This is a genomic window from Campylobacter magnus (genome assembly GCF_028649595.1).
In the GTDB taxonomy this organism is placed as follows: Bacteria; Campylobacterota; Campylobacteria; order Campylobacterales; family Campylobacteraceae; genus Campylobacter; species Campylobacter magnus.
This window is the reverse complement of the sequence record NZ_JAQSLK010000009.1, coordinates 20614-41285: the sequence shown is the minus strand read 5'-3', so window position 1 is coordinate 41285 and position 20672 is coordinate 20614. Positions and strand designations below refer to the sequence as shown.

General features: G+C 38.9%; 20 protein-coding genes. 5 read left to right on the top strand and 15 right to left on the bottom strand.

Annotation, left to right across the window (positions count from 1 at the left end):
- Positions 1–638: 638 nt before the first annotated feature.
- The 9 genes from leuC to PTQ34_RS08630 form a co-directional block, all read right to left on the bottom strand.
- A complete protein-coding gene (gene leuC, locus PTQ34_RS08670) occupies positions 639–1904 on the bottom strand; it encodes a 3-isopropylmalate dehydratase large subunit (protein WP_273933196.1) in 1266 nt (421 codons plus the stop codon).
- Between the two features lie 174 nt (positions 1905–2078).
- Positions 2079–2249, bottom strand: coding sequence for a GNAT family N-acetyltransferase (locus PTQ34_RS08665; RefSeq protein ID WP_273933194.1), 171 nt, complete (start codon positions 2247–2249; stop codon positions 2079–2081).
- A complete protein-coding gene (locus tag PTQ34_RS08660; RefSeq protein WP_273933193.1) occupies positions 2198–2344 on the bottom strand; it encodes a hypothetical protein in 147 nt (48 codons plus the stop codon). The genes PTQ34_RS08665 and PTQ34_RS08660 overlap by 52 nt, the downstream gene beginning before the upstream one ends.
- Before the next feature lie 8 nt (positions 2345–2352).
- Complete coding sequence (locus PTQ34_RS08655; protein WP_273933192.1) at positions 2353–3261, bottom strand: SLAC1 anion channel family protein; 909 nt, start codon at positions 3259–3261, stop codon at positions 2353–2355.
- Positions 3262–3360: 99 nt separating this feature from the next.
- Positions 3361–3549, bottom strand: a complete 189-nt coding sequence (locus tag PTQ34_RS08650) for a YgaP family membrane protein (RefSeq protein WP_273931147.1) — start codon at positions 3547–3549, stop codon at positions 3361–3363.
- A gap of 9 nt (positions 3550–3558) precedes the next feature.
- Complete coding sequence (locus PTQ34_RS08645) at positions 3559–4068, bottom strand: cytochrome b (RefSeq protein WP_273933191.1); 510 nt, start codon at positions 4066–4068, stop codon at positions 3559–3561.
- Positions 4069–4077: 9 nt separating this feature from the next.
- Positions 4078–4254 (bottom strand): YgaP family membrane protein, encoded by a 177-nt coding sequence (locus tag PTQ34_RS08640; protein WP_273933190.1) that lies wholly within the window; start codon positions 4252–4254, stop codon positions 4078–4080.
- 81 nt (positions 4255–4335) lie between these two features.
- A complete protein-coding gene (locus tag PTQ34_RS08635) occupies positions 4336–4653 on the bottom strand; it encodes a thioredoxin family protein (protein WP_273933189.1) in 318 nt (105 codons plus the stop codon).
- Positions 4654–4734: 81 nt separating this feature from the next.
- Positions 4735–5325, bottom strand: coding sequence for a Crp/Fnr family transcriptional regulator (locus PTQ34_RS08630; RefSeq protein ID WP_273933188.1), 591 nt, complete (start codon positions 5323–5325; stop codon positions 4735–4737).
- A gap of 52 nt (positions 5326–5377) precedes the next feature.
- On the opposite strand from PTQ34_RS08630, the gene PTQ34_RS08625 reads away from it, so the two are divergent.
- Together PTQ34_RS08625 and PTQ34_RS08620 are read left to right on the top strand one after the other, a co-directional pair.
- On the top strand, positions 5378–6688 hold the full coding sequence (locus PTQ34_RS08625) for an NFACT family protein (RefSeq protein WP_273933187.1): 1311 nt from the start codon (positions 5378–5380) through the stop codon (positions 6686–6688).
- A complete protein-coding gene (locus PTQ34_RS08620; protein ID WP_273933186.1) occupies positions 6685–6909 on the top strand; it encodes a MoaD/ThiS family protein in 225 nt (74 codons plus the stop codon). Before PTQ34_RS08625 ends, PTQ34_RS08620 begins: the two co-directional genes overlap by 4 nt.
- A gap of 489 nt (positions 6910–7398) precedes the next feature.
- Here the strand turns inward: PTQ34_RS08620 and PTQ34_RS08615 are convergent, their stop codons facing one another.
- From PTQ34_RS08615 to PTQ34_RS08605, 3 genes are all read right to left on the bottom strand, one after another.
- Positions 7399–8988, bottom strand: a complete 1590-nt coding sequence (locus PTQ34_RS08615) for a flagellin B (RefSeq protein WP_273933185.1) — start codon at positions 8986–8988, stop codon at positions 7399–7401.
- A gap of 499 nt (positions 8989–9487) precedes the next feature.
- A complete protein-coding gene (locus PTQ34_RS08610) occupies positions 9488–11443 on the bottom strand; it encodes a motility associated factor glycosyltransferase family protein (RefSeq protein WP_273933184.1) in 1956 nt (651 codons plus the stop codon).
- A 37-nt stretch (positions 11444–11480) separates the two neighbouring features.
- Positions 11481–13427, bottom strand: coding sequence for a motility associated factor glycosyltransferase family protein (locus PTQ34_RS08605; RefSeq protein WP_273933183.1), 1947 nt, complete (start codon positions 13425–13427; stop codon positions 11481–11483).
- Between the two features lie 90 nt (positions 13428–13517).
- Between PTQ34_RS08605 and PTQ34_RS08600 the strand changes: the two genes are divergently transcribed.
- Genes PTQ34_RS08600 through mobA form a run of 3 tightly spaced genes read left to right on the top strand, consistent with a single transcriptional unit; the run spans position 13518 to position 15755 of the window.
- The gene (locus PTQ34_RS08600; protein ID WP_273933182.1) at positions 13518–14510 is read left to right on the top strand and encodes an AI-2E family transporter; all 993 of its coding nucleotides are present in this window, start codon (positions 13518–13520) and stop codon (positions 14508–14510) included.
- Positions 14507–15190 carry a hypothetical protein gene (locus tag PTQ34_RS08595; RefSeq protein ID WP_273933180.1) on the top strand — a complete coding sequence of 228 codons (684 nt, stop codon included), beginning with the start codon at positions 14507–14509 and terminating at the stop codon, positions 15188–15190. The genes PTQ34_RS08600 and PTQ34_RS08595 overlap by 4 nt, the downstream gene beginning before the upstream one ends.
- A complete protein-coding gene (gene mobA / locus PTQ34_RS08590) occupies positions 15171–15755 on the top strand; it encodes a molybdenum cofactor guanylyltransferase (protein WP_273933178.1) in 585 nt (194 codons plus the stop codon). Before PTQ34_RS08595 ends, mobA begins: the two co-directional genes overlap by 20 nt.
- A gap of 578 nt (positions 15756–16333) precedes the next feature.
- Here the strand turns inward: mobA and PTQ34_RS08585 are convergent.
- From PTQ34_RS08585 to PTQ34_RS08575, 3 genes are all read right to left on the bottom strand, one after another.
- Positions 16334–17923, bottom strand: coding sequence for a flagellin B (locus PTQ34_RS08585; protein ID WP_273933177.1), 1590 nt, complete (start codon positions 17921–17923; stop codon positions 16334–16336).
- Positions 17924–18162: 239 nt separating this feature from the next.
- On the bottom strand, positions 18163–19419 hold the full coding sequence (locus tag PTQ34_RS08580) for a DUF2972 domain-containing protein (protein ID WP_273933174.1): 1257 nt from the start codon (positions 19417–19419) through the stop codon (positions 18163–18165).
- A 13-nt stretch (positions 19420–19432) separates the two neighbouring features.
- Positions 19433–20575, bottom strand: a complete 1143-nt coding sequence (locus PTQ34_RS08575) for a DUF2972 domain-containing protein (protein WP_273933172.1) — start codon at positions 20573–20575, stop codon at positions 19433–19435.
- Positions 20576–20672: the final 97 nt, after the last annotated feature.

Here is a 20672-nt window from a genome sequence, read left to right as displayed (position 1 = left end):
AAAAGGTAAAAGGCATAGGTGAGGGTATTTACAATAATATCAAAGATGAGATTATTGTAAAGTAAGCTTGCTGTGTTCTGCTGGGAATTCTAGATTGGGAATTCTAGTTTAGGAATTCTAGATTTAGTCCTAGGAATTCTAAATTTAGAAAAATCTAGAATTCCTAGCTTAAATTTAGCTAGAAAATCTAGAATTTCTAGTAAGTCTAAGTAGGAATTCTCTTTGGGAATTCTAGAATTCCTAGGCTTTTTGTGGGTTAGGGGGTATTTTTTAGCTTAGGAATTTTTAGAATTCCCTACTATGTCATCCCTCAGCTTGACTGGGGGATCTCTATGTAGAATTCTAGAATTCTTTGTGATGAGATCCCCCGAAGGGATTGGGAGATGACAAACTAGTGGTCAAGGCAAATAATTTTTATAGAGATTGTCCGGAGGGGTCGGACAATGACAAAAGTGGTTGGGAATTTTAGAATTCCTAAAAGATGCCCCCTGACCCCCATAAAACTAGCTGCCAAGCGAGTTGGTTTAGCTAGAAAACTAGAATTCCTAGTAAATTTAAGTAGGAATTTTAGTTTGGGAATTCTAGAATTCCACAATAAAGCTTCAACCCTACCACTAAGAGTTGTATAACAAATATACTTACAAATCCCTAGGATCTACAATTTTGCCGGCGATTGCGCTGGCTGCAACCACTGCTGAGTTTGCTAGATAAACTTCGCTTGTAGGATCGCCCATGCGGCCTACGAAGTTGCGGTTTGAGGTTGAAATGCAGCGCTCTTTAGCAGCTAGAATTCCCATATATCCGCCAAGGCAGGCTCCGCAAGTTGGGTTGCTTACCACTGCGCCAGCCTCTGCGAAAATATCCATTAATCCTTCTTTTTGCGCTTGTAGGGCGATTTTGCTAGTGGCTGGGGTGATGATTAGCCTTGTGTGTTTGGCTACTCGTTTGCCTTTTAGGATTTTAGCTGCTATTCGCAGGTCGCCCAAGCGACCGTTTGTGCAGCTGCCGATGAAGGCTTGATCTATTTTTATATCATCTTTTTGAGCTTGTTTTACGCTTTTTCCATTGCTTGGCAAAAATGGATAAGCGATCACTGGATCAAGCTTGCTAACATCGATTTCTAGCACTCTTGCGTAGTTTGCGCCCTCATCGCTGTAATGTAGGCGTGGTGCGCGAGCTAAGTTTTTGTCACTTAAAAACTCTTTTGTTATCTCATCGACGGCGATTATTCCGTTTTTGCCTCCAGCTTCTATTGCCATGTTACAAAGGCTAAAACGTCCATCCATATCAATGTGGCTCATCGCCTCACCAGTAAATTCTAGCGCTTGATATAGCGCACCATCGACTCCTATTTGGCGGATGATTTCAAGGATGAGATCCTTGCCGTAAATATGCTCGCCTGGCTTGCCTTTAAAATCTACCTTTATAGTAGCTGGGACTTTAAACCAGTTTTTGCCAGTAATCATTGCGTATGCTAGATCCGTGCTACCCATACCGGTGCTAAATAGCCCGAGAGCTCCATGAGTACAGGTGTGCGAGTCAGCGCCGATTACCACATCGCCTGGGCTTACTAGGCCTTTTTCAGGGATTAGGGCATGCTCAATTCCCATGTCTTTTTCATCAAAAAAGTATTTTAGATCGTGCTCGGCGGCAAAATCACGGCTGATTTTTGCCTGATTTGCGCTCATTATGTCTTTAGCTGGGATGTAGTGATCCATGACAATTGCGAAGTTTTCAGGCTTAGCAAGAGCCTTTGCGCCACTTTCTTTAAAAGCACGGATTGAAATCGGCGTTGTGATGTCATTGCCGATTGTCATATCAATTTCGCTCTCTATTATCTGTCCTGCTCGTACTTCACGACCCACATGCTCGCTAAATATTTTTTCTGTGATTGTTTGTGCCATTTTTTATCCTTGTGATTAAATTTGCGTTATTATAGCGAAAATTTTTGATATAATGATTTTTATGCATCAAATCACCAGCAAAAGGCACTTAAAAATCTAGAATTCCCTAGTTTTTTACAGCTGCCGCAAGCCAAAAACACTGCGCGAGTTTAGGGAATTCTAGAGTTGCTTAGCTTATAGCAAATCAGCGTAGCTATCATTTTTCATCACTTTTGCGACATATGAGCAAGTAGGGATGATTTTTATGCCCTGTTTGCGAGCGTTATCAAGCAACTCGTTAAGCAGCATTTTTGCTATACCTCTGCCCTCGTGGCTTTTTTGACAAAGGTGCGATTTAGCTCCCATTTTCCGTCATTTTCTACAAAAGCACACTCGCCTACAAACTCGCCACTATCATAGCAAGCCGTGCGAGAGCCCTCAAAAACTATCATCAAACTCATCTTGCCCCCTACTCAGCCACGCAAATTTGCTTATTTATAATAGCCCTTAGCGTAAAAAATGAATTTACTATCACAACCAAGCACAGCAAGGCAAAAACTACATAAGCAGCAAACCCCAAGCTAAAATCTAGCTCGCCAGCCTTATGTAGTGCCACACAAAGCGCAGCCAAAGGAAAGCTAAAAGCCCACCACGACAAAAAGAACTTTAAGCCTATGAAATTTCGCCACATAAACACAAGCAAAACCGCAAAAAACACCGCCACACTAAGCAAAATATAAGCAAAAGCCCCAAAGCCACTAAGCCTAACAAAGTCCAAAAACGCAATGCTAGGCGGCGCTATAAAAATAAAAAGCGTAGGCATAAACTTACTTGGCAGTTGTGGATGAAAAATCAGTCTATAAAACAGCACCGAAAATAGCGCCATATAAAAAAACAAGCCAAAGCCAAAGTAAAACCACAGCCACGGCGCTAGCTCAGGGCTAGCAATAGGCACGAGCAGATTGCCAACTACTGGGATAAACCACGCTGGATTGCTATGAGTGATGTTAATATCACGCTCTACCCACGCACGAAGCACAAAAAGCGTGATATAGCTTTGTGCTATCACCCCAGCATAAAACAGCCAAGTAGCCACGCTGCCTTCATAAATCATCGCTAGTAGCAGTAGCGAAATGCTAAATGCGGCGAAAAAATTTAGCCTAATAGGGTGGTTTAACTCTTTTTTAAACTCAGCGTTAAATGCTACGATTTTGATAGCATAAAGCACGCAAATAAGGGCAAAAAGCAAGGTGCTAAGTGCCCTTAGTGCTAGAAAAATATTTTCATCAAATCCAAGCTTTAAAACTGCTACGCTAAGCCCACCAAAGCCCATAATAACAGCAAAAAACATTATAGGAAACTCTTTAATTCTACTCATTTTTATCCTTTTAAATTTTAGAATTCCAAAAGCCCTGAGAAAGGAGGATAAAGTCAGGGCTTGTGGAATTCCACTTTTTTGGCTGGGAATTCTAGAATTCTAGTTATTTCTACATTTATCCTTAAACCACGGCAAATAGCGATACAGTGGGCATCCATACACAGCAGTTATCACAAGCCACGCACCAAAAAGCCACCACCAGCTCTCACAAATAAAGCCAAAAAAATAAATCAAAGCCGAGCCCAAAACCAGCCTAATAGTCTTATCCCAAAAAGCAAATCTACACATAAATCCCCCTTAAAACCACATTCGCTTAATTATATTTGTTTTATTAGCTATCATATAGCTAAACACGCCAAGCACATGCATAACAATAAGCAAAGGCAAAATCTTTGTAAGAATTCTATGAATATAGCCACAAAGATACTCGCTCATATTTTCATACATGCTAAAATCATTTGCCCCGCTCATAATCGCCCCAGCCACGCCAGATTGTAGATTTAGCGCGATACCACTACAAGCTATTAGCACCACGCAAAGATAAATGGCTATGTGATTTGCGTGAAATAAAAAGGCCCGTGCTTTGCTCATAGCAGGGGTTTGCGGTCTGCTTTTTAGCAAAAAATACACTCTAAGCAAGCTTAGAATTAGCGCCACAAAGCCTAAAATGCTATGAAGCTTGATATTTGGCAGTTTTTCTAGCGTATTTGGAATGTTTGATAAAACAAAAGTCCCACTAAGCAACAAAAACGCTAAAAGCGGCACGCTAAGCCAGTGTAAAATAACTGAAATTTTAGAATATTTCATTTTTTCTCCTTAGCGCTTTGGCAGCGAGCAGCGGTTTAGAAAATAGCAAGCCGGACAAAAGCCCGTAATGCCTACTAGAAGTGGCACAAAGCCTATTAAACTAAGCCAAGGGCTTACAAAAAACAATCCTGCGATGAGTGCTACTCCAAGCAAGGCTTGAAGAATTCTTTTATTTTTACTTAACATTTTTTCTCCTTTGTGTTTGTAGGGAATTCTAGTTTAGGGAATTCTCTTTGGGAATTCTAGTCTAGGGAATTCTAGAATTCCCTAGACTTTTAAAAGCTCATTAAAGGCTTTTTCTAGCGTATCTTGCGAGTTTGGCTCTACAAGGCGAGTAAGCACCTGAGCGCCGTCTTTATAAAAGATAATAGTAGGGATTTTTCGCACATTAAGGCTGTCTTTTAGCTCACCAGCCTCGTCAATGCTCACGCCAAAAAAGTTAATTCTATCAGCATAAGCAGGGATAACTCGCTCTAAAATAGGCTTTAAAGCAATGCAGTCTTTACACCAAGGCGCACCAAGGATAACTACGCAAAATCCCTTGCTAATAGCACTCTTAAAAGAGTTTTTGTCTAAATATGTCATTTTTTGCTCCTTTTGAAATTAAAGTGAGCGAATTGTAAGGATTTAAGAAGTTATTTTCAGTAATAATGTTACAAAAGATTTTTATAAAAGTGTGATTTCCCCGCGTTTTTGGCGTATGATACCGGCTTTTTCTAGCTCTTTTAGCACCCTTGAAATCGCCTCTCTTACGCTACCTAGCTCGCTTGCGATTTGTGCGTGAGTGCAGGTGCAAACGCCATTTTGCGAGTTTTGGCGCAAAAAATCTAAAATTCTCTCTTTTAAAGGCGCAAAAAGCGCCACACTTAGCACAGAAACGCTGCTGTAAAAACGCCCGGCTAAAAGCGATAAAATGTGATTAGCAAAAAGCGGATATTTTGCCTTTAAGTCTTTAAAAAGCCCTGCTGGCAAGCTCTCAAAGGCGCACTCGCTAGCTACTTCAATGCGAACTCTAGACCCAAAAGCATCAAGGCAATCAGCGCAAACTAAGCACTCATCGCCACTTTTTAGGCTAAAAAGCGCGATTTCCCTATTTTCGCTACTAGCATAGACCTTTAGCTCGCCACTTAGCACGCTTACAAATCCATAGCAAAAATCATTGTAAAAAACCTCGCCTTTTTTGGCTTTAAAGCTTTGTATTTTGCTCTTTGCAAGGCCCAAGTCTTGCGCGCTAAATCCGTAGTTTTCTAGCTTCATTTTTTGCCCTTTTTTTTGTGATTATAACAAAAATTTTTGATATAATGCGACTATGAAATATTTTATTTTAAATCAAATTGCTAGTTTTTTAGAACAAAATGCCTATAAAATAAGCTCTATTTGGCGCAGTAGCGACCTTTGTGTAAATCTAGAATTCCAAGGCAAAAAAGATGCCAAGCCCTTTACTCTTTGCTTTGATATGAGCAAAAGTGATTCAAGCATTTATAGCGCAAAAAAGAGCACAAACAAAGAATACAAAGCACCTTTTGATGTGCTAGCAAAAAAGCGTCTTACAAATGCCAAAATCACTAGCGCAAAAACCCTGCCAAATAATAGAATATTAGAGTTTGCTATCACGCAACAAGGCTCGTATAAAGAGCTAAAAAGCAAGCTTATTTTTGAGTTTACTGGCCGTTTTACAAATGTGATTATAACTGATGAGCATAGCGTAGTTTTGGGCGCACTTCATCTTTTTAAAAACACAAAGCGTGATGTGGTGGTGGGCAAAGTGCTACCAAATCTAGAATTCCATGAAATAAAAGAAGCTCCAAGCGATGAAATAAAGGACTTTTACGAGTTTTTTGATAGTGAAGCAAGACGCATAAAAAACAAAGCCCTAAACACGCTAAAACAAAGCAAAATCGCAAGTGTGGATAAAAAAATCGCAAATATTAACGCTTTGCTAGAAAAATTGCCAAAGAAAGAAGAAATAGAAAGCCTTTGTGCTAAAAACTTTGCTAAGGCAAATGCTCTAAAAGCGAATTTATTTAAGATAAAAGACTATGAGCGTGAGTTTTTTCTTGATGGGCTTAGTTTTAGCACCGATAAGCCTGCAAAAGAGGCCTTGGATGAGCTTTTTAAAAGTGCTAAAAAACTGCGCCAAAAGGCTGCTAACATAAGCCTTGAAGAGCAAAATCTAAATGAGAAAAAGAACTTTTTGCTAGGGCTTAAAACTGCGATTTTAGCTGAGAGTGAAGCTGAGAATTTAGAGGTTTTAGCACCTAAAAAAAGAGTAGCTAAAAAAAGCGTCCACAGCGACTTTTGCGAGGATTTTTACAAAGGCGAGTATAAAATCAGCGTGGGCAAAAACGAAAAAGGCAATGCTTGGCTTTTAGAAAATGCTAAAAAAGATGATGTGTGGTTTCACCTTCAAGGCTATAAGGGCGCGCATGTCATCATAAAAAGCAACAAACAAAAGCTAAATGATGAAATAATAGCGTTTGCGAGCCGTATGTGTGTGCTTTTTAGCGGGCATACTCGTGGGTCATTTCAGGTAGATTTTACCAAACGCTCAAATATCAAGGTAGTAAGCGGGGCCTTTGTAAATTATGTAGATTATAATACTGTGGGGGTAAAAATATGATAAAAGTATGTTTTTTGGGGCCTTTATCGGCTCTTGGCGAGTGCGAGTATGACTGCGCTAATCTAAGCGAGCTTAAAGAAACTTTAAGCAAAGATGAAAGACTGGCAGGCTGGCTAAAAGACTGCGCTATAAGCTTAAATGATGAAATAATAACGGATCTAAATACGCCTTTAAAGGACGGCGATACTCTTTTTGTATTGCCACCAGTTTGCGGTGGATAGCCAAAAAAACTCAGGTCTAAAAAAGGCTAGGAATTCTAGAATTTTCGTCATTGAGGGGTGAAGCGAAGCAATCTCTAGGAATTATAAATTTATCCTTAGGAATTTTAGATTTTTGCTCGCTTTTAGGCTAGATAAATCTAGCCTAGCTCGCAAATTTTATAAGGGCTACGTCCTAAACCCTTAGGGGCTGCCGCCCCTAAAACCCCGCTAAAATATAGAATTCTCTACTATGTCATCCTCGGGCTTGATCCGAGGATCTCTATATGGAATTCTAGAATTCCATTGAATGTTTTGTAGGGAATTTTGAACGAGATTGCTTCGTCGTTCGTTTCACTCACTTCTCACAATGACGGAATTTCCGCAATGACGGAATTCTAGAATTCCTAAGGTAAATAAAAAAAGGCTAGGAATTCTAGATTTTAGAATTCTAGAATTCCTAGCCTAAGGTTATGATTTTACGCTTACATCAGCTATGATGCCTGCGCTAAACTACTGGAGTAGTCTCATAACATTCTGTTGTATTGTATTTGCTTGGCTTAGAGCGTAGCTGCCTGATTGTGCTAGTAGGTTGTATTTGTTAAAGTTACTTGCTTCACTAGCGAAGTCCACATCACGGATTTGGCTCTCAGCTGCTTTTACGTTTACTTGCGTAGTGCTAATATTATTTATAGTAGCTACGATCTGGTTTTGAACAGAGCCGATATCAGAACGGATTCTATCAAGTTGTTTTTGAGCTGATTCAGCTACGCTAATCATAGCTTGTGCACCACCATAGGTTGTAACACCGCTTAGTTGGTCAGCGTAAGTGCCACTTGAGTATTGTGAGCTAGAAAACTGACCAGCATGGAAGTAGCCCATAGCAGCCGCAGCTTTACCAGTTAAAATTCCAGTATTTAAATCAGCTAGAGTTACAGTAGCTGTTTGAGCCACAGAGTTTAGGACACCTGTTGACATACCTTTAGTTGCCAGAGCATATGCACCAAGAACTTGATCTCCACCTGATAGACCTTTTATGCCGATAACTATATCTCTAGCATCTTCTCTTACAAGAGAAAGGCTACCTAGGATAGACTTACCAGCACTGAATTTGCCAGTTATAGCTCCCATTACAGAAGCAGTTTTAGAGAATGTTTTAATATTCATGGCTCTACCATCACGAGCAGTTAGAGTTAGTTTACCATCAGTTACAGTAGCCTCTACTCCAGTTTGAGCTTTTACAGCGTTAATTGCGTTTGCTAGAACAGCATTTGTATCACCTGCTGTTAGCTCTAGATCACCGATTTTAGCGCCGTTTATCTCTAGACCTTTGATAGTACCAGTTTCAATTACGCCTGAGAAAGTAATAGCATTTGTAACCTTTGCTCTAACGCCTGTTGTATCAGATACACCATTTAGACGATCAACAATAGCTTTAAAGCCGTTAGTTGCTAGCTCAGTACCAGTTATATCTTGGAATTTATATCCATTAGGAAAACCATCAATACCGCTTAGTTCTAATTTTACTGTTTGAGCTGATAATGCGCCTGAGTTACTATAAACAAACGCTTGGCTAGTCTCAAACCTAGTATGCCCAATCTTAGAACTCTCAGTTGCGCCTATGCTGATTTGAACTGTTTCATTGCTATAAGCACCGATTTGGAAGTTTTGATTAGAGAAATTTCCATTTAGTAGTTGTTTGCCATTAAAGCTAGTAGTTTTAGCGATATTATCTAGCTCTTCCATTAGACGGCTGATGTCAGCTTGAAGTGCTTTTCTTGAATCAGTGCTTTGACCATCTTGGGCTGCTTGGATAGCTTTTGTGCGGATGGTATCTATTATTTGGAGTTGTTCGTCCATCGCACCATCTGCTGTTTGAACCATACCGATAGCATCGTTACCATTTGCTATGGCTTGGCCAAGAGAGTTTGCTTGTGATTTTAGACTATCAGCAATAGTCATACCTGATGCATCATCAGCAGCTTTGTTGATGCGTAGACCTGAGCTTAGGTGAGTTAAAGAGGCGTTTAGTCTATCATCAGTTTTTCTAGCGTTGTTGTGGTTGTTAAGCGCTGTGATGTTAGTGTTAATACGAAAAGCCATTGTTTTCTCCTTTGTTTTTGGCTAAAAGCCTAGATTTATTTTGGGTTCATCACTCCCAGATTTGCTCTTAACGGACGGGTCGTCCGGATTTTCATTAGATTTAACTTGCTTTTGTTACCCGGGCAAGTCCTTAAAGTAGCTAGGCTTTTTGCCTAGCTCTTTGGGGTGATAAATCTATGAGAGCAAACCGTGGCATCCTTGCCGATTTGCATGAAGTATATCGTAAGTATTCTTAAAAACTTTAGTGTTTTTGAAAAATTATCTAGGAATTCTAGAATTTTTCTAAGGAATTCTAAAATTTAGCTAAGGAATTCTAGAATTCCTTAGCTAAACAAGGCGTACTATGTCATCCTCGGGCTTGACTCGAGGATCTCTATAGGGAATTCTAGATTATTTGTGATGAGATCCCCCGATCAAGTCAGGGGATGACACAAGGCTTGGAAATTCTAGATTTTAGCCTAGGAATTCTAGAATTCCCTAGAAAAAAATCAAGAAAAAATCACCTTAGCCACTTTTGTGAGCTCTTTTCTATATTTTCTCTCATTACTGAGATACCGCCTGCTATGTTAAATAGCCAAGCACCATGGACGCTAACCCAAAGAAAGAGCTTTTCTTTTTTCTCTTCGTCAGTATCGCTAGGGCGTGCCATGATGGCTGTTAGTTCTAGTTCTTGGTGTTGGATGTAGCTATTTAGCACAGCATAATACGAGCTTGCAAATACTTTATCATCTAAACCAAGTTTAAAATCATCAATTTCCAAGGCTAGATCTTTTAGCTTTTCGTAGTTGATTTTGTCATTTTTTCCCTGAGCTTTTAGTTTTTTAGCTAGTTCTATTTGCTTTGCTAGTTTTAAAAACAGCTTTTCACATTTTTTTTGTAATTTTTCTCCGTATCTTAAAACAGATTTTATATGCTTTGAATATTTTTTATATTTGGCTTCTTTTTGTCTATCATTTAACTTTTTTGGCAAAGAAAAATGCGGTTTTATCTCAGTTAAAACTTCTTTTTCTAAGATTTCTTTAAAAGGTACTTCTATGGTTCCTGCTATCCTAGCACCGCCTTCGGTGCAGTTGTAGACTTGTATATTTTCATCTGCGGATTTGATTTTGCTTACCATAGCCTCAAAATACTGCCTAAAAAGATTCCACACCATCATGGTCTCTACCATACCATCACCGCCATAAGCTGGGGCATATTCTGTCTTTTGCATTTTGTCTTTTTGACTAGCTAAGGTGGCTGTGTGGCCTACTGCGTGCGTGCTTCTGTTTTTTCCGTAAGCTAGGTCTTGTCCTATGAAAATGATTTTTTCGTGTTCTAAATACGCGGCTAAATCAAAAGCCAAATGCGCAGCCGATGGCCCATCACAAAGATAGCCAAAGTCCTCATCATCAAAGCCTTCTTCATAAGGTAAAGGACGAAAGATGTAGCTAGAGTTTCTGTCTTTTAGATACTTTACTGTATTTGGGTGCGTAAGAGTTGTAGCGCAAAATATAATCTCATCATCAAAAGCACTAACAGCTGAGTTAAAAAACTCAGCTGTTAGTTCCGCTCGCTCCATTGTAGTAACAAAATCAGGCTTTATGCCGCGAGCTTTTAGTATAGAGTAGCTTGCATCTACGCTGATTATGGTGGCGTGAGATTGTGCAATTCTCAGCAGTTCTAGCTGTTTGTCTAGGCTTGGGCCTGTTGAGACTATGATAGCGGTTTTGGTTTTTTTGCTTCTTTGTTTTTTGATATGGCTTAGTGGAATTCCTTCTAGCATATCTGGGATATGTAGCGTGGTGTGATTTACGCCTATCATTGAGTCTACGCCGTTGTTGCCAGCGATTCTAAGGTATTGCATGAAGGCTTTTGTCATATTCTCGTTGATTAGGCTCATGTCGCTAGTGTAACGCTCATAAAAAGGCGAAGAGACAAAAAGACTATAAAGCCTAGCACAAGATAGCACATCTTTTAGCCCTACTATGTTATAGTAGTCCATAAACTCCATTATATCTGTTTGAAAAATAACTAAGCGAGAGCCCGTAATCTCAGCACTAAAATCAATCAAATGTAAAACTACATAAATAATCTCAATTTCTGGTTCAAACACTACTGTAGTGCTATGAGCTAGGTTGCCTAAAATTCCTTTTAAAAGCACGCCATTTCCAAGTCCGTAGATAAAAAGAGCTTTGTAGCCAGAATACTCTTTTTCAAAGCTTTCAAGCTGTTTTTCTACATCGCTAACTGGATTTTCATACATATAGCGTGAGCCATCAGCGGCTATTATATTTATATCTATGGGGTCTTTGCCTGTGTAGAGATTAAAGCGTTTGTTTGTATTAATTTCAAGTAGCTTTTTGGCTAGCGGGGCTGAGTAAATAGCTACTGCTAGCAGGTTTTTTTCAAACTTTGATATCGTACCTTTTTTCTTTGCTATTGCTTCTATTTGGCGTGAGAATTCTTGTTCTGTCATTTTTTATCCTTTTTTGGTTTATGGAATTCTAGAATTCCTATTTTAGCCAGAGGGATGATTTTTCTAGATTTTCTCTCATTACAGATATCATGCCAGCTATGCTAAATAGCCAGTGTCCATGGACGCTTACCCACTCTAAGAGCTTTTCTTTTTTCTCTTCATCGTTATTGCTTGGGCGGACTTTTATAGTGGTAAGTTCTAGTTCTTGATTGTGGATAAAACTAGAAGTAATAGTATAATAAGTATCCCTAAATAGCTTATCTTCAAAAAGCTCTTTTAGCTTGTCTAGTTTGGCTGAGATTTTTTGTAGGCTGCCAAAGTCTATTTGCTCATCTTTACCTTGTTCTTTTAACTCTTTTGCTAGTTCAACTTGCTTTGCTAGTTCTAAAAATAGCTTTTCGCATTTATCTTGTAATTCTTTGCCAAAAGCTATGATTTTTTGTATATGCTTTTTGTATCTTTTTAGCTTGGCTTTTTGTTGGGCTTCATTTAGCTTAGTTGGTAGTGGCATGCTAGGCTTTATCTCATCAAAGACCTCTTCTAGCACAGCTTTAAAGGGCTTTTCTATAGTTCCTGCTATCCTAGCACCACCTTCGGTGCAGTTATAGATAAGTAGGTTTTGGTTTTTACGTTGTACTATAGCTATAATATGTTCAAAAAACTCTCTAAAAATATTCCACACCTCCATAGTCTCAGCCATGCCCTCTCCGCCATAAGCTATGGTGTATTTTGATTCTTTCTTTTTATCACTATTGCCAGAAAAGATATGTCCTTTGGCATGAGAGCTTCTGCCCTCGCCATAAGCTAGGTCTTGACCTATAAATATAATTCTTTCATGCTCTAAGGCTACAGCTATATCAAAAGATAAATGAGCAGCTGATTGCCCACCGCCTATGTAGCCAAAGTCATTATCCTCAAAGCCAAGTTCATAAGACAAAGGTCTAAGGATATAAGCAGCATTTCTACCTTTTAGATATTTTACCGTGGTAGGATGAGTTAGAGTAGCTGTTAGAAAAATAATATCTTTATCAAACTCGCTAGGCTCTGAATTAAAAAACTCACTTGTCCACTCCACTCTTTCAATTGATGTTACATAATCAGGCTTTATGCCATGAGCTTTTAGTATAGGATAGCTAGAATCTACGCTTATTATAGTAGCGTGGTTTTGGGCTTGTTTTAAAAGCTCTAGTTGTTTATTTAGACTAGGTCCAGTTGAGACTATGATAGCGGTTTTGGTTTTTTTAGTTCTTTGATTTATTATGTTTTTTAAAGGTATAGACTCTATCATATCTGGGATATGAGCTGTTGTGTGGTTTATGCCTATTAGTGCATCTGTGCTATCGTTGCCTATTACTTTTAAGCAGTGCGTAAAGACGCTTGTTATATTTTCATTTATTTTGCACATATCAGCGTGGTAAGCATCATAAAAAGAGCAGTTTATATATAGATTATATACTCTAGCGTGGTTTAACACATCTTCCATCTGCGATATAACACAGTAATGAGTGGGAGTAAATAGCTCACTGCTAGCTATAACTAAGCGAGAGCTAAGAAGCTCTTTACTAAAATCAAAAAGATGAAAAACTATATAAATAATCTCAATTTCTGGCTCAAATACAACTATAGTCTTATGAGTTTGGTTTTGTAAAATTCCTTTTAAAAGCACGCCATTTCCAAGCCCATAAATAAAAAGCGAGCCATAGCGAGAATAAGCTTTTTCAAAGCTTTCAAGCTGATTTTGAGTGTCTTTTAAAGGATTTTCATACATATACTTTGAGCCATCAGCGGCTATTATGTTTATATCTAGTGGGTTAGAGCCAGCATAGACATTAAAGCTTTTGTTGCCACCAAGCTCTATTAGCCTTTTAGCAAGTGGTGCCAGGTAGTAAGCCACGCCCAAAAGATTTTTTTCAAATGTTGATAAAAGCTTTTTATCTTTTTTAGTTAGAGCTACTATTATTTGCGAAAACTCTTCGTTACTCATCTGTTATCCTTTGATTATTTTGCTAGATTATAAGCAAATTTAGTTTCAAATTTGCTTATAAATTAAAAAAAATCTGCTAAAATTAGCCCTATGAGAGAGATTATTACCTTTGCGGCTTTTGTTATAGCTTGTGCTGGTATCAGCCTTGCTAGTTCTATCGTTGTGCCGTTTTTGCTAGCTATTTTCATCACTGTTGCGGTCTCGCCGCTTATGAGCCTTCTTATGAAGCGCAGAGTGCCTAGGGGTATTGCGCTTGTGGTTCTCATGGGGCTTTTTGGCTATATTTTTTATCTTTTTGGTGCTATTATAGCTGATGCTGGCAGCAGTCTAGCTCGCGACTTGCCACTTTATGAACAAAAGCTAAATGCTGTGATAAACGCTAGTATTGCGTGGCTGGATGCTCATGGGATTTCTTTTGAGACTGGTGGGCTTTTAAAGGACAATTTGGAGCGCATTTTTAGCTCAGCAGGTGCTGTGGCAAAAGGCACTAGCGAGGTGCTAACAAAGAGCTTTTTGGTGCTGCTTTTGGTTGTATTTATGAGCTTTGAGGCACCGATTTTCTCACAAAAAATCGAGCTACTTGGCAGCAGGACTAGCTCTGTGATGGATAACTTCGCCTCAAAGCTAAAACGCTATGTGCTAATAAAAACAATCTCATCAATAGGTACTGCTGTTATCTTACTGCCTGCGCTTTATTATTTTTCTGTTCCTTATGCACTGCTACTTGCTCTAATAGCCTTTGCTTTTAACTATATACCGACAGTTGGTAGCACTATTGCGGCTGTGCCTGCGATTTTGCTAGCACTGCTTACAGGAGAGCCTATATCTGCGCTGTGGCTAAGCGTGTATTATCTAGTAATAAACATAGCAATAGGCAATTTTATAGAACCAAAGTTTCTTGGCAGTGGGCTTGGCATATCAGCACTTGCTGTGGTGCTAAGCTTGATTTTTTGGGGCTTTTTGCTAGGCGTGGGCGGTATGTTTTTGGCAGTTCCACTGACTATGAGTATAAAACTAGCCCTAGATGAGAGCAAAAACTTTAAGTTTATAGCAATTTTACTAAGTGATAAGGCAGAAAAATGAAAATACTATCTTTTGCGACGCTTCTTAGCGCACAAACAAGCAAGTTTATAGCTAGACACAAGGACGATGAGGTTTTTGTGGTATCTCCACTAGATGATGAGGTGCTTTTTAGTGCTATTAAAAATCATCATTTTTTAAAGTATGAGATAGATACTTTGGGCTTTGTTTTAGCCTTGGTTTGCGCTAGAGTTTTAGAATTCCCTGAGATAGAATTCCCTGAAATAGACCAGGGCTATCTAAGCGGTGAGAGCAATGCTAGCGAAGAAGAAATACAGACGCTTTGCGAGTTTTTTAGCTCTTGTGATGGCATCATCGTAGCACCTGAAAACTTTAGCGGCGCAAACAGCGCAAATATCGCTTTTATGCTGGGTGCCCTTAGCAAAAAATTTGGCTTTTGCGTGATCGGTATAAACGGCAAGCCTTATGAACTAAACGCCCCTCTTAAAATGAGCGAGCTAGAAGATGGAGCTGATTTTAACGGTGCTAGCGTGTTTTGTCTGCCAGCAGAACAAGTAGCACTAAAAGGCTCAGCGATGTTTGCTATGGCTTCAAAGCTAAAAAACGGCGCAAAGGCTCTGATAGATGGCATTGAAGCTACTTTTGAGCTTGATAGCACGCTGAAGGGCACAACAGGGCTATTTTTTGCGCCAAATGCCAAATATGAATTTAAAAAACTATAATGCTCTTATTTTAGCCGGTGGTAAAAGCAGCCGTTTTGGCAGTGATAAAACCACCGAGCCTTTTGGGGATTTTGCTAGTATTACGCATTTTTTATATGAGCGTTTGAGCCGTGTTTTTGGCTCTGTGAAAGTCTGCGCTAAGACTGCGAAGTTCTCTGTGCCCTTGCCACTTCTCATTGATGATTTTAGCGAGTTTGCGCCGATTTTTGTTCTTGCTTGCCTTGATAAAAATTTTTGCCTTGATAAAAATTTTTCTAAGCCAGTTTTTATACTGCCAGCTGATATGCCATTTATTAGCGAGGCTGAGATTTTTACGCTTTTTAAGAGTTTAAAGGACTTTGATATTTGCTACGCAAAGGATAGCAAAAAAGAGCATTTTTTATGCGGATTTTTTCGCCCTAGCATAGCAGCTAAGGCAAGAGAGCAAATAGCAGCAGGCGAGCTAGCCATACACAAACTTCTAAATCTTTGCCACTCTACTAGCGTAGAGTTTGAGCGTGATTTTTTAAATATAAATTACAAAGATGATTTTAAAAAAGCCTTAGAATTTGCTAGGGAATTCTAGATTTTTCGTCATTGCGAGCGAAGTAATCTCTAGGAATTCTAGATTTAGAATTCCAGAATTCCTAAGCTAAACAAGGCGCACCATGTCAAACCCCTTTGGGGGATCTCTATATGGAATTCTAGAATTCTTAAATGATATAAACACAAAAAACCCCTAGTAATTCTAGATTATTTGTGATGAGATCCTAGGGTCAAGTTGGGGGATGACACAAGGCTATGAATTCTATAATTTTCGTCATTGCGAGCGAAGCGAAGCAATCTCTAGGAATTCTAAATTTATTCTTGGAATTCTAAATTTATCCTTAGGAATTCTAGATTTTTTAGGGAATTCTAGAATTCCCTTAAATTTTTTGTAGTAAATTCTAAGAGATTGCTTCGGTCGCTTTACTTCCTCGCAATGACGGAATTTCCGCAATGACGGAATTCTAGAATTCCTAAGGTAAATAAAAAAAGGCTAGGAATTCTAGATTTTAGAATTCTAGAATTCCTGGTCTAAGGTTATGATTTTACGATTACAGCGGCTATGATGCTAGATTATTGAAGCAAGCGCATAACATTTTCACAGAAATGTTATTTGACCTACTGGAGTAGTCTCATGACATTTTGCTGAACGGTATTTGCTTGGCTTAGAGCGTAGCTGCCTGATTGTGCTAGTAGGTTGTATTTGTTAAAGTTACTTGCTTCACTAGCAAAGTCTACATCACGGATTTGGCTCTCAGCTGCTTTTACATTTACCCTAGTTGTGCTAATATTATTTATAGTAGCTACGATTTGGTTTTGAACTGAGCCGATATCAGAGCGGATTCTATCAAGCTGTTTTTGAGCTGATTCAGCCACGCTAATCATCGCTTGCGCACCACCATAGGTTGTAACACCGCTTAGTTGGTCAGCGTAAGTGCCACTTGAGTATTGTGAGCTAGAAAACTGACCAGCATGGAAGTAGCCCATAGCAGCCGCAGCTTTACCAGTTAAAATTCCAGTATTTAAATCAGCTAGAGTTACAGTAGCTGTTTGAGCCACAGAGTTTAGGACACCTGTTGACATACCTTTAGTTGCCAGAGCATATGCACCAAGAACTTGATCTCCACCTGATAGACCTTTTATGCCGATAACTATATCTCTAGCATCTTCTCTTACAAGAGAAAGGCTACCTAGGATAGACTTACCAGCACTGAATTTGCCAGTTATAGCTCCCATTACAGAAGCAGTTTTAGAGAATGTTTTAATATTCATGGCTCTACCATCACGAGCAGTTAGAGTTAGTTTACCATCAGTTACAGTAGCCTCTACTCCAGTTTGAGCTTTTACAGCGTTTATTGCATTTGCTAGAACGGCATTGCCATCACCTGCTTTTAGCTCTATATCGCCGATTGTTGCACCGTTGATTTCTAGGCCTTTTACAGTTCCATCAGCTATGATGCCTGAGAAGGTAATAGAGTTTGTAACCTTTGCTCTAACGCCTGTTGTATCAGATACACCATTTAGACGATCAACAATAGCTTTAAAACCGTTAGTTGCTAGCTCAGTACCAGTTATATCTTGGAATTTATATCCATTAGGGAAACCATCAATGCCGCTTAGTTCTATGCCTACTGTTCTAGCTGATAATGCGCCTGAGTTACTATAAACAAACGTTTGGCTAGTCTCAAACCTAGTATGCCCAATCTTAGAACTCTCAGTTGCACCTATGCTGATTTGAACTGTTTCATTGCTATAAGCACCGATTTGGAAGTTTTGATTGCTAAAGTTACCATTTAGTAGTTGTTTGCCATTAAAGCTAGTAGTTTTAGCGATATTATCTAGCTCTTCTAGCAAGCGGCTAATGTCAGCTTGAAGTGCTTTTCTTGAATCAGTGCTTTGACCATCTTGTGCTGCTTGGATAGCTTTTACACGGATTGTATCTGTGATTTGGATTTGCTCTTCCATCGCACCATCTGCTGTTTGAACAATACCGATAGCATCGTTGCCGTTTGCGATAGCTTGATTAAGAGAGTTTGCTTGTGATCTTAAACTATCAGCGATAGTCATACCTGATGCATCATCAGCAGCTTTGTTAATGCGTAGACCAGAGCTTAGGTGAGCTAAAGACGCGTTTAGTCTATCGTCGGTCTTACGAGCGTTGTTGTGGTTGTTCATCGCTGTGATATTAGTGTTAATACGAAAAGCCATTGTTTTTCCCCTTCTTAGTGAGCCTTAGGCTCAATTTTTTTAGTCTAGCTAAGTTATAAGCAATTCTGTTCTAACTTTTTGCTTTCCTTAGTATTTTTGCTTTGTTTTATGCATAAGCAATATCTGTTCCAGAATTTGATAAAATATGAAATAATAAGCTTTGCTAGGATTTAAATACTTAGGGAATTCTAGAATTCCTAGTGATTTTTGCCTAGGAATTCTAGTTTTAGAATTCTAGATTATATATCTTTTGCGCAAAGTAGCTCAAAGGCTTGGTAGCGTGAAAAGCTTTGAACTAGGGCTGGGGCTAGTTGTTTTAAGAGCATTAAATGCTGATCTAACACGCTCTTTGCTAGCTTGCGCGCGTCATTATGGGTGAGCAAAAACTCCAAAATTTCAGCTTCGTTAATATTAGATCCTTTTTTAAGCTCTAAAACTTTTTTGCTAGCAAGTTCTACTAACTCTTTTGTTTCGGCAAAAAGCTTTTTATTTTTTAGCAGGGTTAGGGCATCATCTGGCTTTGCTAGCAGCACGCGCATACTACTATGAGCCAGGGTAAAAGCAGGGCTGATATCGCTGTCTTTGTAAATGCCAAACTGGGTATCATAAACAGAAGTAAGATACAAGCAAAGCTCGGTATTTACTTGGATTTTTAGAGGCAAAATACCAGCAAAGCTCTGCGGATCCCCGCTAAAAAAACTGCCATTTTGTGGGGCTTTTAGCCCTAGCGTGCTTGCAATCCCCTTCGTTGTAGCAAAGGCATTTTCGCCGCTAAAATCGCTATACTCTTTTAAACATAAGCTTTTCATACTCTGGCTAAGAAGTTTAAACATAAAGCCGTCGTGAAAAAGCTCTTTTATGTTTGAGAGATGAGAGTTTATATCGCTATTTGGACTTTGCAAGGCTGCTTGAAGATCAGAGTTTTCATCAAATATAAAATCTGAGCTAAGCTTGCTAGCACAAAGACTAGCGCATAAAGCTGAAATAGGATCACGCACCACATGCAAAGCCAAACTAGCATCAATTAGACTATATAGTTTGTTGGCATCATTATCTAGCACAAAATCATCAAGTAGCAAATATATGCTAGAAATCTCGCCTTTTTCTTTCATATCAGCGTAGATTAAAAGGTTTTGGTAAAAACTCATATAGCTCTCACAGCTGCTAGAGCCAGCATGGCTAATGCCGTGAGCATCGCAAGCTAGCAAATACCCCCTAGCAGCATCTAAGCCACTAAACTTTGAGCCAAAGGCTACAAAATCATAGTGCTTTAAAGGCAGATTTAGCGTCCATGCATGAAAGGGATGTAAAAAAGCATAATCTAAGCTATCTGGATTTAGTAATGGCACATAAGATTTACTTGCCCAGTGGCTAGAGTGGAATTCCTTGCTATTTAGCCATGAGATGATTTGATTTTCATACAAAGCTAGGATATCTAGCGTTTCTTTATCTGTGTGGTCTAGCTTTGCTATTTGTGCGATTTGTGTTAGGCTCATTTTTTCTCACTTTTTAAAGTTTTGTGCCATCAAGCTCAAGGCACATTTTTTCAAACTCTTTGTAGTATTTAAAGCTTTCTATTATATTTGGGGCTTTTTGTTTTTGGTATTTTAGATGCTCTTTTATGAGAGTGGCTGCTAGTTTGCGCTCTTTTTCATGCTTACGAAAATACTCTAAAATATCATTTTCATTAAAAAGCTTTCTATTTGCTTCAAGCTCGCTAGCTTTTTGTAGCACTTCGTGGCTTAGTTTTTCTATGTAGAGTTGTGCTTTTTTTAGCAAGTCAGGGCTTCTTAGCAGCTTTACAGCGTCACTTGGCTTATCTACAAAAACACGAAGCAATGGATCTGGCAAAGAAAAAAGCTCGCTTATATCTCGTTCTGGTTTTAGGCGGTTGTTTTCATTGAATCTAGTACAAAGCACTATTTTTGCACTATTTTTGTTAAAGTTTTTATCGTTTCTATTAGTTTTTATTTTATTAGAAAATAGCTCATCTTTTTCATTTGCATAAAGCGTGATAGGCAGTAGATTTTTCATCTCTCCTACATGCTTTTCAAAGAGCCAGCGGTCTTTTTTATCAGGCTTATCAAAGTCCAAAGTACCAGCAAGCTCACTCATAGCATCAAAGCCCCTACCACCAGCAAAGTCGCTAGTTTGCTTGATATAAAGCTCTTTTATATTATCTTTAAAATAATCATACAAAATTCCATCGTGAAACATTTGCTCTCTATCTTCTAGCCAGCCTGGGATTGCGTTAAGCTCTGGAGAAATTCTAGCTATTTTGTTGCCGTTTTTATCTATAATCCCTCCATAATGGATAGGATTTTTGCTAAAAATAGCCTTTGGCTCATCGCTTAAAAAAAGCCCTGTGCCTTTGCCCTCATCATCATCTATGCTAAACTCATCTGCGAAGTTTGGCAAAGTTACCATTGTGCGAAGTACGCTAATAGGATCTCTTATTATATTTATAGCCACGCTAGTATCAATTAGGCTATAAAGTTTTTTGGCGTCACTATCCAAAATTAGATTTGTGATTTGTAAATAAGCTTTTTTTGTGTAACCTAGCTCTTTTACTTTTTTCATAGCAAGTAGTTTTTTGTGTAGTAGGCAGTAGCAGCCAAAAGAGCCTTTTTGCCCCTCTTGGACGATATCCATTTGTTTTGGGATAATAGAGCGGACACAAACCCCAATTTGGCTCTATTTTGCCAAGCTTTGCGATTTGCTCTAATGTCATTTTTTGCCTTTCTGTAGT